Below are 12,744 nucleotides of genomic sequence, written 5' to 3' on the forward strand. Positions count from 1 at the left end.
CCCGAAGGAGCGCACCCATGCCCCTGCAGATCCGCCCCGCCGCCGAGTGCCGCTACGACGCCGTCTCCCTCGGCGAGGTGATGCTCCGCCTCGACCCCGGCGAGGGCCGCATCCGCACGGCCCGGCAGTTCCGCGCCTGGGAGGGCGGCGGCGAGTACAACGTCGCCCGCGGCCTGCGCCGGGCGTTCGGCCTGCGCACCGCGGTCGTCACGGCGCTCGCGGACAACGAGGTCGGCCGCCTGGTCGAGGACCTCATCCTCCAGGGCGGGGTCGACACGTCGTTCCTGCGCTGGCTGCCGTACGACGGCATCGGCCGCGACGTCCGCAACGGCCTGAACTTCACCGAGCGCGGGTTCGGGGTGCGCGGCGCCGTGGGCGTCAGCGACCGCGGGCACACGGCCGCGTCGCGGCTCGCACCGGACGACGTCGACTGGGACCACCTGTTCGGGCACCTCGGGGTCCGGTGGCTGCACACCGGCGGCATCTACGCCGCGCTGTCCGAGACCGCCGCCGAGACCGTGGTCGCCGCCGTCACCGCCGCGCAGCGGTACGGGACCGTCGTGTCCTACGACCTCAACTACCGCCCCAGCCTGTGGCGCGCGACGGGCGGGACGGCCCGGGCGCAGGAGGTCAACCGGGAGATCGCCTTGCACGTCGACGTGATGATCGGGAACGAGGAGGACTTCACGGCGGCCCTCGGCTTCGAGGTCGAGGGGGTCGACGAGCAGATCTCCGAGATCGAGGTCGACTCGTTCGCCGCGATGATCGACCGGGTCGCCGCGGAGTTCGACAACTTCCGGGTCATCGCCACCACGCTCCGCACGGTCCGCAGCGCCACGGTCAACGACTGGGGCGCCATCGCCTGGTCGCGGGACGAGGGCCTGGTCCGGGCCACGCACCGCCCGGGTCTGGAGATCCTCGACCGGGTGGGCGGCGGGGACTCGTTCGCGTCGGGGCTCGCCGCGGGCCTGCTCGACGGGCAGCCGCTCGCCACCGCCGTCGAGTGGGGCGCCGCGCACGGCGCGCTCGCGATGACCACCCCGGGCGACACGACGATGGCCTCGAAGGCCGAGGTGCTCAAGCTCGCCGGCGGCGGCTCGGCCCGCGTCGACCGCTGATCCGCCGCGGGCAGCCCGGCACGGGAACGGCCCCGTCCCCCTCGCGACGAGGGGGACGGGGCCGTTCGGGTCGTACGGTCCCGCGGCTGCCGGTGCCGGCAGCCGCGGGGGAGGCGCGGCGTCAGCGCACGTCGTCGTCGACCCAGTCGAGGGTCTTCTGCACGGCCTTCTTCCACAGCCGGTACTGCCGGTCACGCTCGTCCGACTCCAGGTCGGGGGTCCAGCGCGCGCCCTCGGCCCAGTTGTCGCGCACGTCCTGCTCGCCGTTCCAGAACCCGACGGCGATGCCCGCGGCGTACGCGGCGCCGAGCGCGGTGGTCTCGGCGACCTTCGGCCGGATGACCGGCACGTCGAGGATGTCGGCCTGGAACTGCATGAGCAGGTTGTTGGCGGTCATGCCGCCGTCCACCTTGAGCTCGGTCAGGTCGACGCCGGAGTCCGCGTTCATCGCGTCGAGCACCTCGCGGGTCTGGAAGGCGGTGGCCTCCAGCGCCGCGCGGGCGATGTGGTTGCGGTTGACGTAGCGGGTGAGGCCGACGAGGGCGCCGCGGGCGTCCGAGCGCCAGTACGGGGCGAACAGGCCGGAGAACGCCGGCACGAAGTACGCGCCGCCGTTGTCCTCGACCTTGGACGCCAGGTACTCGATGTCCGGGGCGTCGGTGAACATGCCCAGGTTGTCGCGCAGCCACTGCACCAGGGAGCCGGTGACCGCGATCGAGCCCTCGAGCGCGTAGACCTGCGGGGCGTCGCCGATCTTGTAGGCGACGGTGGTGAGCAGGCCGTTCTTCGACTGGACGGGCTCGGTGCCGGTGTTCAGCAGCATGAAGTTGCCGGTGCCGTAGGTGTTCTTGGCCGTGCCGACCTCGAAGCACGCCTGGCCGAAGGTCGCCGCCTGCTGGTCGCCGAGGATGCCGGCGATCGGCACGCCCGGGACGAAGCCGCCCTTGCGGCCGTGGCCGTAGACCTCGGAGGAGGACCGGATCTCCGGGAGCATGGAGAGCGGCACGCCCATCTCCGCCGCGATCTCCTCGTTCCAGGTGAGCGAGTCGACGTTCATCAGCATCGTGCGGGACGCGTTGGTGACGTCCGTGACGTGCACGCCGCCGTCGACGCCGCCCGTCATGTTCCACAGCACCCAGGAGTCGGTGTTGCCGAACGCGAGCTCGCCGCGCTCCGCCTTCTCGCGGGCACCCTCGACGTTGTCGAGGATCCAGCGGATCTTCGGGCCGGAGAAGTAGGTCGCCAGCGGCAGGCCGACGCGCTCCTTGTAGCGCTCGGCGCCGCCGCCGAGGGCCGCGAGGTCGTCGCAGATCTTCTGGGTGCGGGTGTCCTGCCAGACGATCGCGTTGTAGACGGGCTGCCCGGTGGTCCGGTCCCAGACCACCGCGGTCTCGCGCTGGTTGGTGATGCCGACGGCGACGATGTCGGAGTAGGTCTTGTTCGCCCGGGAGAGGGCGACGCTGACGACCTCGCGGGTGTTGGTCCAGATCTCGTTGGGGTCGTGCTCGACCCAGCCGGCCTTGGGGAAGATCTGCTGGTGCTCGGTCTGGCCGACGGACACGATCTGGCCGCCGTGGTCGAAGATGATCGCCCGCGTCGAGGTGGTGCCCTGGTCGATCGCCATCACGTACTGCTCGGACATGGTGCTTCCTTCGCGTCGGTCTGACCCCGCCCGGGGGCGGGTGGCGGCACCGCGGGGGCGGCGCTGCCGGGGAACGGTGCGGCCTCCGGGCCGCGACGAGCGGGCCGCGACGAGGGGCGTCGCGGCGGAGGGGACGCCCGCCCGCGTGGCGGGCGGGCGTCCGCTCAGGGCAGGACGGTCAGGCGACCCAGCCGATGGACATGGCCAGGAGGCCGCCGAGGATGCCGCCGACCGCGGGGCCGAGCACCGGCACCCAGGCGTACGACCAGTCGGACGAGCCCTTGCCGCGGATCGGGAGCAGGGCGTGCGCGATGCGCGGGCCGAGGTCACGGGCCGGGTTGATGGCGTACCCCGTGGGGCCACCGAGGCTGGCGCCGATCGCGACCACGACGAGCGCGACGCCGAGCGGGCCGATCTGGGCGGGCGTGTTGCCGCTGATGACCACCCAGAACACCAGGACGAACGTGGCGACGACCTCGGTGAGGAAGTTCCAGCCGTAGGAGCGCAGCTCCGGGCCGGTCGAGAACACCGCGAGCTTGATGCCGGGGTCGGCGTCCTGGTCGAAGTGCTTCTTGTAGGTGAGGTAGGCCAGGGCCGCACCGACGGCGGCGCCGGCGAACTGCGCCGCGATGTACAGGAAGCCGTTGGCGGCGTTCACCTCGATGCCCGGGGCGAACTCGTCCTTGCCGGCCGCCCAGATGCCCAGCGTCACCGCGGGGTTGAGGTGCGCACCGGACTTGAAGGCCACGTAGACGGCGGTGAACACGCCGAGGCCCCACCCGAAGTTGATCAGCAGCCAGCCGCCGCCGAAACCCTTCGTCTTCGGGAGGATCACGTTGGCGACGACACCCGCACCCAGGAGGAGCAGGGTGGCGGTGCCGAGGAACTCGGAGAGCATCGCTTCTCCGATCGAGATGGACTCCACGGTCGACCTCTTTCTTGACGGACGTCGTTGTCTCGCAGGGTCCCGCCCGGTCGAGGACCGACCGGGCGGGGCGCGGCCGGGGGACCGCTAGGTGGTACTGATCATGTCCCTGCCGGACCGGCAGTGGCAGGGGTGTGGGGCGAGGAACCCGGCTTGGTGCCGGGCCGGACCGGGTCGGCGTCGAGCGGCAGGAGCGGCGCGAGGTCCTCCGCGGCGTCGCGCGCGGCCTGCGCGGCGGCGTCGTCCGTCTTCTCCGCGGCGGCCTGCTCGGCGGCGGCGCGCTGCCGGTAGGCGTCGATCTCCCGGGCCCGGGTGGCGTCGTCCCAGCCGAGCCGCGGCGCGATGATGTCCGCGATCGCGTCCAGCGCGCTCACGCCCTTGTCCGCCACCTCGTAGTTGAGGCGCGTGCGGTGCATGAGCACGTCGTCGAGGTGCAGGGCGCCCTCGTGCGTGACGGCGTAGGCGATCTCCGCACCGATGTACGCGGCCGCGCCGGGGACCGGCTGCCCGAGGGACGGGTCCTCGTCCACCATCTCGAGCAGCTCGCCGAGCAGGGAGCCGTACCGGTGCAGCAGGTGGTCCATGCGGCCCCGGTCCCAGCCGTACCGGCTACCGATGTCGCGGGCCTGGCGCTGCAGGACCTCGAGGCCCTCGGCGCCGACCAGCGGGATCTTGTGCGTGATCGAGGGCAGCGTGGTGGCGCGGGAGCCGATCGCGAAGTCGACGGCGTCCTTGGCCATGACGCGGTACGTGGTGAGCTTGCCGCCCGCGATGACCGTCAGGCCCGGGGTCGGCGAGGCCACGGTGTGCTCGCGGGACACCTTGGCGGACGAGGTGCCCTCCTTGGTGCCCGGCTGCAGCAGCGGGCGCAGGCCGGCCCAGGTGCCGATGACGTCCTCGCGGGTGATCGGCCGGGACAGCACCGCGTTGGCGTGGTCGATGACGTAGTCGATGTCCTCGCTGGTGGCGACCGGGTGCACGAGGTCCTGCTCGTACGGGGTGTCGGTCGTGCCGATCACCCAGTAGCGGGACCACGGGATCACGAACAGCACCGACTTCTCGGTCTGCAGGATGAGGCCGACGTTGCCGGCGATGCGGTCGCGCGGCACGACGATGTGGATGCCCTTGGAGGCGAGCACGCGGAGGCCGCCCTCGGTGCCCGCGAGCGACTCGGTCTGCTCGGTCCACACGCCCGTGGCGTTGATGACGTGCCGCGCCCGGACGGTCAGGCGCTCGCCGGTCTCGAGGTCGACGAGCTCGGCCCCGGTGACCGCGCCGCCCGAGGTGGTGGTGAGGCCGACGACCTGGGTGCGGGACGCCGCGTGCGCGCCGTAGGACGCGGCGGTGCGGATCAGGGTCGAGACCAGGCGGGCGTCGTCGACGTTCGCGTCCCAGTACTGGATCGCGCCGACCGCGGCGTCGTGGCGGAGGTCCGGGAACTTGCGCTCGAGGCCCTTGCGGGTGACGTGCTGGTGCAGCGGCATCGCGCGCTTGCGTCCGTTGACGCTGGCCAGCGTGTCGTACAGGGCGATGCCGGCACCGACGTACGCGCGCTCCCAGACCCGGTTCTCCAGCGGGTACAGGAACGGCACGGGCTTGACCAGGTGCGGGGCGAGGTCGCTGATGAGCAGGTCGCGCTCGGTGAGGGCCTCGCGCACGAGGTGGAAGTCGAGCATCTGCAGGTAGCGCAGGCCGCCGTGCACGAGCTTGCTCGACCGGCTGGAGGTGCCGGACGCCCAGTCCTGGGCGTCGATGACGGCGGTCGACAGGCCGCGGGTCACGGCGTCGAGCGCGATGCCGGCGCCGGTGACGCCGCCGCCGATGACGAGGACGTCGAGCTCCGGCCCGCCCTCCGTGGTCGCTCGCAGGGCCGCCAGCGCGTCGTCACGCAGGCGAGGGGTCAGTGCTGCGGTCCTCATGTCAGCTCCATCGCGGTCTTGCCTCCCGGCCGTCGGTGCCCTGGCCGCGGGCGCTCGTAGCCCCGCAGACTGGGACCTCGGTCCTGTCTGTTCGCTATCGTCGTCACGTCGCGAACAGACGCGCAACCGCAGTGCACGAATGTGCAGGGACCGAGGTCCCAGCACGAGCCCGACGAGGAGGTCGCGGACGATGACCGACCGGGAGCAGGACGTGCTGCGCGCGGCGTCCATGTACTACCTGCAGGACGTCAAGATGGACGTCATCGCGCGGCACCTGCACACCTCGCGGTCGACCGTCTCCCGGCTCCTGAAGCGGGCGCGGGAGACGGGCCTCGTCGAGATCACCCTCCGCCCGTCCAGCACCCGGGCGCCGAGCCTGGGCCGGTCCATCTCCGCCGCCTTCGGCATCGACACCTACGTCGTACCCGTCCCCGACTCCGGGGAGCCCGCCGACACCCTCGACCAGGTGGCCCGCGCGACCGCGCGCCTGCTGGCCTCGTGGTTCGACTCCGACATGATCCTCGGCGTCGCCTGGGGGACCACGCTGGCGGCGGTGTCCCGGCGGCTGCCGCCCAAGGCGACGCACGGCAGCGTCGTGGTCCAGCTGAACGGCGCGGCCAACACCCGGACCTCCGGCATCGAGTACGCCAGCGACCTGATCGCGTCGTTCGGCAGCGCGTTCGGGGCGACCGTGCACCACTTCCCGGTGCCCGCGTTCTTCGACTACCCGGAGACCAAGCAGGCCATGTGGCGCGAGCGGTCCGTGCGCCGCGTGCTGGACGAGCAGGCCCGGGCCGACATCGCGCTGTTCTCGGTCGGCTCGGTGACCGGGTCCGTGCCGAGCCACGTGTACTCCGCCGGCTACCTGGACGACGACGACGTCGAGCTGCTGCACGAGCAGTCGGTCGTCGGCGACGTGTGCACGGTGTTCCTGCGGGCGGACGGGTCGTGGCAGGACGTGCCGCTGAACGCCCGCGCGACGGGACCGTCGCCCGAGCAGCTCCGGCGCATCCCGCGGCGGCTGTGCGCGGTGGCGGGGGACAACAAGGCGGTGCCGCTGCTCGCGGCGCTGCGGGCGGGGACGATGACCGACCTGGTGGTCGACGAGCGGACGGCGGCCCGGCTGCTGGAGCTCGCGCGGGCCGGGTCGGGGGTGCGGGCGCGCGGGGGCGCCGGGGGCGCGACCGGCGGGACGGGGGCGCGCGCAACATCCCGGTGACGCGCGGCTGCTACCGTCCGCGCGCATGACGGCCCCCACCCCCGACGCGGCGCGTCCCGCCGCCCGGCCCGGGCGTCCGCGCGCCGCGGACTCCCGCGACACCCGGGGCGACGTGCTCGCCGCGGCGGCGGCCCTGTTCAGCAGCGTCGGGTACACGGCCACCTCGACCTACGCGATCGCCGAGCGCGCCGGGGTGAAGCAGGCGTCGATCTACCACCACTTCCGCGGCAAGGACGTCCTGCTGCGGACCCTGCTGCTCGACACCGTGCGCCCGTCCCTCGACCTGGCCGACGAGCTGCTGGACGCCCCGGGCGACCCGGCGGCCCGGCTCTGGGCCCTGTGCGACGCCGACGCCCGCTGGCTCGCCCACGGGCCGGTGAACATCGGCGGGCTCATGCAGCTGCCCGAGGTGGAGGGCGAGGCGTTCGCGGAGTTCCACGAGGAGCGGTCGCGGCTGCGCGCGCGGTACGACGCGCTGGTCGCCGCCGTCCTGGGGCGGCCCGAGTCCGGGCGGCCGGCGGAGGCGACGCTCGTGTTCGGGCTGGTCGAGACCGTGATCACGGCCCGGCGCTCCGGCGGCCAGGCCGGGGCCCGGGACGTGGCACCCCTCGTCGGCGACGCCGCGCTGCGGGTGCTCGGGCTCGACGACGCGGCGCTGCGCCGGGCGCGCGCGGGCGCGGCGGAGCTGGCGCCGGGCGTGCCGGAGCCCCCGGGCGACGCGCGGGCTGCGGCGGCGGGCTGAGCGCCGGCGTGGACCCGGCGGGCGTCGGCGCCGGTGCGCGTCGTAGGTTGAGGGCGTGACCGACCCCGCCGCGCCGTCGACCCCCGCCACCCCGCCCGACCAGCCCGGCTACCGGGTCCGACCCGCGCGCCCGGCCGACGTCCGCGGCATCCGCGACCTGGTGCAGCCGTACGCGGACGAGCGGATCCTGCTGGCCAAGGAGCTGGTCGGCTACTACGAGGCGATCCAGGAGTTCCAGGTCGCCGAGGCGCCGGACGGCACGCTCATCGGCTGCGGCGCGCTGCACGTCATGTGGCAGGACCTCGCGGAGATCCGGACGCTCGCCGTCGCGCGCGCGTGGCGGGGCCGGGGCGTGGGCCACGCGCTGCTCGAGGGGCTGACCGGGCGCGGGCGGGAGCTCGGCCTGAGCCGGCTGTTCTGCCTCACCTTCGAGGTGGACTTCTTCGCCGCGCACGGCTGGGGCACGATCGCCGGCCCCGCGGTGCCGCCCGAGGTGTACGCCGAGCTGCTGCGGTCCCACGACGACGGGGTCGCGGAGTTCCTCGACCTGGCCCGCGTGAAGCCGAACACCCTGGGCAACACCCGGATGATCGTCGACCTCTAGGCCCCCGCGGGGAGGCGGTAGCGCGGGCGCTCCGGGTCCTCGCCCGGGACCCGCTCGACCAGGCCGTCGACCAGGAGCCCGGCGAGGCAGCGGTCCCGCTGGACGTCGTCGGGCCAGACCGCCGCGACCGCCTCGACCGGCGCCGGCTCCAGCGCCTCGCGCAGCAGCGCCATGATCCGCCCGCGCACCTGCCGGTCGGTGCCGGCCCACTTCTGCGTGCGGCGCCGCAGGGCGTGCGCGTCGTCGGGCTTGCCGGCGAGCCGCCACGCGCACCGGTCGGCCACGGGGCACGCCTCGCACCGCGGCGCCCGGGCGGTGCACACCAGCGCGCCGAGCTCCATCGAGGCGGCCGCCCAGCGCGCGGCGCCGTCGTCCTCGGCGGGGACGAACGCCTCCGCCAGCCGGCGCTCCCCGACGGTCAGCGCCGGTGCCGGCAGCGCGGCGCCCTCGGCCACCCGCGCGAGCACCCGGCGCACGTTGGTGTCGAGCACGACGGACCGCAGCCCGAACGCGAACGCCCGCACCGCCGCCGCCGTGTAGGACCCGATCCCGGGCAGCGCGAGCAGGGCGTCCTCGTCGGACGGCACCACGCCGCCGTGCCGCTCGACGACCGCCCGGGCGCAGTCCTGCAGCCGCAGCGCACGCCGGGGGTAGCCGAGCCGGTCCCAGGCGCGCAGCACGTCGGCCGGGCTCGCGGCGGCGAGGTCGGCGGGCGTGGGCCAGCGGGTGGTCCACGCGCGCCAGGCGGGCTCGACGCGGACGACCGGCGTCTGCTGCAGCATCACCTCGCTGACCAGCACGCCCCACGGGGTCCGGTCGGGGTGCCGCCAGGGGAGGTCGCGGGCGTGCGCGCCGAACCAGTCGACGACGTCCGCGCGGATCCCGTCGGCGAGCGCGGGGTCCACGAGCGGCGCGTCGGGGGAGGGCGGGGGCACGGCGCACATCCTCACCCGCCGCGGCCGCGGGCGCCGAATCGCCTGGCCCACGCTTCCCGGCCCCGCCTACGCGGATCTGCGTGGGCCGCGCCGGAAGCCGTAGGCGGCCCGCCCGTGCCCGCCCGCCCGCGCCCGCCTGCCCGTGCCGGCCGGCCCTCCCGCCCGCTTGCCCGTGCCCCCCCGGGCCCCCGGCCCGCGTGTCCCTCCCGAGGTGACGGGGGGTGGGGGCTCGCCGCGTTAGCGTGGGCGGCAGATCGAGCGGAGGGACCGGGACATGGGCGTGCTGCGGCCGGAGGGCTCGCTGCCTGCGCGCGTGTACTGGATCCGGCGGGCCGTGGTCGTGCTGGTGCTCGTGCTGGTCGTGGTGCTCGCGGTGTTCGGCGTCCGGGCGCTGCTCGGCGGCGGGGGTGGCGACGACGCGGCCGCGCCCACCGACGGCGCGACGACCCCGGCACCCACCGAGGAGGAGACGACCGACGGCACCCCCGCGTGCGACCCGGGGGCGATCGGCCTCGAGATGTCCGCTGACGCGACGACCTACCCGGCGGGCGCGCTGCCGACCTTCACGATCCGCATCACCAACACCGGCGGCACGCCCTGCCTGCTCGACGCCGGCGACGCGCAGCGCCAGGTGCTCATCACCTCGGGCAGCGACCGCATCTGGGCCAGCACCGACTGCGCCAGCGGCGAGACCCTGCAGCTGCTGCTGGCGCCCGACCAGGCTGACGAGCGCCAGGTGCAGTGGGACCGCACCCGCTCCGTCGAGGGCTGCGCGCCCGACCAGCCGCAGGCGCAGCCGGGGACCTACCAGGCCGTGCTCGCGCTCGGCGGGGTCAGCACCCAGCCGGTGGTGTTCGGGCTGGAGTGACCCGCGGGGCGACCCGCCGGTCAGACGTGGCGCCGGTCAGACGTGGCGCCGGTCAGACGTGGCGCCGGTCCGACGTGGCGCCGGTCAGACGTAGCGCTCGAGGATGCTCGACTCCGCGAGCCGGGACAGGCCCTCGCGGACCGCGCGGGCGCGCTGCTCGCCGACGCCGTCCACCGCCATGAGGTCGTCGATGTTGGCGGCCAGCAGCTTCTGCAGGCCGCTGAAGTGCCCGACGAGCCGGTCGACGATCGCCGCGGGCAGGCGCGGGACCTTGGAGAGCAGCCGGTAGCCGCGCGGGCCGGTGGCGGCGTCCAGCATCTCGACGCCCGACGGCAGGCCGAGCTCGCGCGCGATGAGCGCGAGGTCGAGCAGCTCGGTCGAGTCGAGCGCGGACAGCGAGGCGGCGATGGCGTCGCCGTCGCGGCGGGAGGCGTCGAGGTAGTCGCGGATCACCAGCTCGCTGTCCGAGCCGATGCCGCCGGTGAGCTCGTCGAGCTGCAGCGACAGCAGGCGGCCGTCGGTGCCGAGCTCGACCACGTAGCCGGCGATCTCCTCCGAGATGCGGCGCACCATCTCCTGGCGCTGCACGACCACGCACACGTCGCGGACGGTGACGAGGTCCTCGATCTCGAGTGCCGAGAGCGTGCCGCTGACCTCGTCGAGCCGGGCCTTGTACCGCTCCAGCGTCGCGAGCGCCTGGTTGGCCCGGGACAGGATGGCGTCGGCGTTCTCCAGCACGTGCCGCTGCTCGCCGACGTACAGCGCGATGATCCGCATCGACGCGGACACCGAGATGACCGGCAGGCCGGTCTGCTTGGCGACGCGCTCGGCCGTGCGGTGCCGGGTGCCGGACTCGGACGTCGAGATGGTCGGGTCCGGGAGCAGCTGCACCGCGGCGCGCAGGATCCGGCGCGAGGCCGGGTCCATGACGATCGCGCCGTCCATCTTGGCGAGCTCGCGGAGCCGGGTGGCGGAGAACTCGACGTCGAGCTCGAACCCGCCGGAGCAGATGCTCTCGACCGTCGCGTCGTGCCCGAGCACGATGAGCGCGCCGGTGCGGCCGCGCAGGATGCGCTCCAGGCCGTCGCGCAGCTCGGTGCCGGGGGCGACCGCGGCGAGCGTGTGCCGCAGCAGGTCGTCGGGCGGCGTGGTGGTGGGCACGGCGCGATCCTACGGGCCGCCGGGGACACGCCGCGTGCGGTGCGCGCGGCGTGGACGTCGCGATTCGGTCACGGTGCGGTGCCGGGGGCTGTCGGTGGCGGCCGTTAGCGTGACGGCCGTGTCGACCACCACCTCCTCCCGGTCCGCCCGGCCCGCCTTCCGCTGCACCGAGTGCGGCTGGACGACGTCCAAGTGGGTGGGTCGGTGCGGCGAGTGCCAGACCTGGGGCTCGGTGTCGGAGGACACGGGCCCGGGCGGGGCGGCGCCGCGGACGGCGGTCATGGTGCCGCTGCGCGGGGCGGCCCGGCCGATCGCGGAGATCGACGTCGAGGCGGCGCGTGCGCTGCCGACCGGCGTGGGGGAGCTCGACCGGGTGCTGGGCGGCGGCCTGGTGCCGGGGGCCGTCGTGCTGCTCGCGGGGGAGCCGGGGGTCGGCAAGTCGACCCTGCTGCTCGACGTCGCCAGCCGCGCCGCGACCGGCGGGCGCACCGTGCTCTACGTGACCGGGGAGGAGTCCGCGGGCCAGGTGCGGCTGCGCGCCGAGCGGATCGGGGCGCTCGCGGACACGCTGCTGCTGACGGCCGAGACGGACCTCGGCACGATCCTCGGGCACCTCGCGCAGACCGAGCCGGACCTGCTCGTGCTCGACTCGGTGCAGACGGTCGCGTCGTCGGCCGTCGAGGGATCGCCGGGCGGCGTGGCGCAGGTGCGCGAGGTCGCCGCCGCGCTGATCTCCGCCGCCAAGGAGCGGTCGCTGCCGGTGCTGCTGGTCGGGCACGTCACCAAGGACGGCTCGGTCGCGGGGCCCCGGACGCTGGAGCACCTGGTCGACGTGGTGTGCCAGTTCGAGGGCGACCGGCACTCCCGCCTGCGGCTCCTGCGCGCGACCAAGAACCGGTTCGGCCCGACCGACGAGGTCGGCTGCTTCGACCTCACCGAGACGGGCATCGTCGGGCTGGCGGACCCGTCCGGGCTGTTCGTCTCGCACGAGCGGCACCACGTCCCGGGCACCTGCGTGACCGTGACGCTCGAGGGCCGGCGCCCGCTGGCCACCGAGGTGCAGGCGCTCGTCGCTCCGTCGATGCTGAGCAACCCCCGCCGGACGACGAGCGGGGTCGACGGCAGCCGGCTCGCGATGGTGCTCGCGGTGCTGCAGCGGCGCGCGGGACTCAAGGTCGGGGACCAGGACGTGTACGTGTCGACCGTCGGGGGCGCGCGCGTCGTCGAGCCGGCGGCCGACCTCGCGCTCGCGCTCGCGACCGTCAGCAGCCGGGAGAACGTGGCGCTGCCGCCGCGGCTCGTCGCGATCGGCGAGGTCGGGCTCGCGGGGGAGATCCGCCCGGTGACCGGGACGGCGCGCCGGCTCGCGGAGGCGGCGCGGCTCGGGTTCACGCACGCGGTGGTGCCGGCCGGGTCGCTGGAGAAGGGCCAGGCGCCGGAGGGGATGCGGGTCGCGCAGGCGGCCGACCTCGGCGAGGCGGTGCGGCTCACGCGCGCCGACACCGCGCGGGTGCAGGCGCGCGCCGAGGGCTGACACGCCGGGGACGCGTCCGCGGGGAGCAGCGCACGACGGTGCGCCCGGGTCGCGCGCTGACCGCCGGGCACTCGGCC

At 74.8% G+C, this 12,744-nt stretch carries 11 protein-coding genes; 6 read left to right on the plus strand and 5 right to left on the minus strand.

Annotated elements, in window-relative coordinates; all coding sequences use genetic code 11:
• Positions 1-17 precede the first annotated feature (17 nt).
• Positions 18-1,118, plus strand: coding sequence for a sugar kinase (locus tag KVT14_RS03690; RefSeq protein ID WP_217614423.1), 1,101 nt, complete (start codon positions 18-20; stop codon positions 1,116-1,118).
• Positions 1,119-1,239: 121 nt separating this feature from the next.
• On the opposite strand, the gene glpK is transcribed toward KVT14_RS03690, so the two are convergent.
• The 3 genes from glpK to KVT14_RS03705 form a co-directional block, all read right to left on the minus strand.
• On the minus strand, positions 1,240-2,760 hold the full coding sequence (gene glpK, locus KVT14_RS03695) for a glycerol kinase GlpK (protein ID WP_217614424.1): 1,521 nt from the start codon (positions 2,758-2,760) through the stop codon (positions 1,240-1,242).
• Between the two features lie 178 nt (positions 2,761-2,938).
• Positions 2,939-3,676 carry an MIP/aquaporin family protein gene (locus KVT14_RS03700; RefSeq protein WP_147796951.1) on the minus strand — a complete coding sequence of 246 codons (738 nt, stop codon included), beginning with the start codon at positions 3,674-3,676 and terminating at the stop codon, positions 2,939-2,941.
• Between the two features lie 110 nt (positions 3,677-3,786).
• A complete protein-coding gene (locus KVT14_RS03705; protein ID WP_217614425.1) occupies positions 3,787-5,604 on the minus strand; it encodes a glycerol-3-phosphate dehydrogenase/oxidase in 1,818 nt (605 codons plus the stop codon).
• 190 nt (positions 5,605-5,794) lie between these two features.
• Between KVT14_RS03705 and KVT14_RS03710 the strand changes: the two genes are divergently transcribed.
• The 3 genes from KVT14_RS03710 to KVT14_RS03720 are packed head-to-tail and all read left to right on the plus strand — an operon-like array spanning position 5,795 to position 8,169.
• Complete coding sequence (locus KVT14_RS03710) at positions 5,795-6,823, plus strand: sugar-binding transcriptional regulator (RefSeq protein ID WP_217614426.1); 1,029 nt, start codon at positions 5,795-5,797, stop codon at positions 6,821-6,823.
• A gap of 25 nt (positions 6,824-6,848) precedes the next feature.
• Complete coding sequence (locus KVT14_RS03715; RefSeq protein WP_217614427.1) at positions 6,849-7,565, plus strand: TetR/AcrR family transcriptional regulator; 717 nt, start codon at positions 6,849-6,851, stop codon at positions 7,563-7,565.
• A 55-nt stretch (positions 7,566-7,620) separates the two neighbouring features.
• Positions 7,621-8,169, plus strand: a complete 549-nt coding sequence (locus KVT14_RS03720; RefSeq protein ID WP_147794439.1) for an amino-acid N-acetyltransferase — start codon at positions 7,621-7,623, stop codon at positions 8,167-8,169.
• On the opposite strand, the gene KVT14_RS03725 is transcribed toward KVT14_RS03720, so the two are convergent.
• Positions 8,166-9,050, minus strand: a complete 885-nt coding sequence (locus KVT14_RS03725; protein WP_308160878.1) for an A/G-specific adenine glycosylase — start codon at positions 9,048-9,050, stop codon at positions 8,166-8,168. The genes KVT14_RS03720 and KVT14_RS03725 overlap by 4 nt on opposite strands.
• A 328-nt stretch (positions 9,051-9,378) precedes the next feature.
• Between KVT14_RS03725 and KVT14_RS03730 the strand changes: the two genes are divergently transcribed.
• The gene (locus tag KVT14_RS03730) at positions 9,379-9,972 is read left to right on the plus strand and encodes a hypothetical protein (protein ID WP_217614429.1); all 594 of its coding nucleotides are present in this window, start codon (positions 9,379-9,381) and stop codon (positions 9,970-9,972) included.
• A gap of 84 nt (positions 9,973-10,056) precedes the next feature.
• Here the strand turns inward: KVT14_RS03730 and disA are convergent, their stop codons facing one another.
• Positions 10,057-11,133 (minus strand): DNA integrity scanning diadenylate cyclase DisA, encoded by a 1,077-nt coding sequence (disA, locus tag KVT14_RS03735; RefSeq protein ID WP_166941069.1) that lies wholly within the window; start codon positions 11,131-11,133, stop codon positions 10,057-10,059.
• A gap of 118 nt (positions 11,134-11,251) precedes the next feature.
• Between disA and radA the strand changes: the two genes are divergently transcribed.
• Complete coding sequence (gene radA / locus KVT14_RS03740; RefSeq protein WP_308160871.1) at positions 11,252-12,667, plus strand: DNA repair protein RadA; 1,416 nt, start codon at positions 11,252-11,254, stop codon at positions 12,665-12,667.
• The last annotated feature ends 77 nt before the right edge of the window (positions 12,668-12,744 follow it).

The sequence above is a fragment of the Cellulomonas sp. GbtcB1 genome (genome assembly GCF_019091725.1).
In the GTDB taxonomy this organism is placed as follows: domain Bacteria; phylum Actinomycetota; class Actinomycetes; order Actinomycetales; family Cellulomonadaceae; genus Cellulomonas.

Coding starts and splice junctions, on each gene's coding strand:
- KVT14_RS03690 (WP_217614423.1), top strand. CDS start 18: ATGCCCCTGCAGATCCGCCCCGCCGCCGAGTGCCGCTACGACGCCGTC.
- KVT14_RS03715 (WP_217614427.1), top strand. CDS start 6,849: ATGACGGCCCCCACCCCCGACGCGGCGCGTCCCGCCGCCCGGCCCGGG.
- KVT14_RS03730 (WP_217614429.1), top strand. CDS start 9,379: ATGGGCGTGCTGCGGCCGGAGGGCTCGCTGCCTGCGCGCGTGTACTGG.
- KVT14_RS03710 (WP_217614426.1), top strand. CDS start 5,795: ATGACCGACCGGGAGCAGGACGTGCTGCGCGCGGCGTCCATGTACTAC.
- glpK (WP_217614424.1), bottom strand. CDS start 2,760: ATGTCCGAGCAGTACGTGATGGCGATCGACCAGGGCACCACCTCGACG.
- KVT14_RS03705 (WP_217614425.1), bottom strand. CDS start 5,604: ATGAGGACCGCAGCACTGACCCCTCGCCTGCGTGACGACGCGCTGGCG.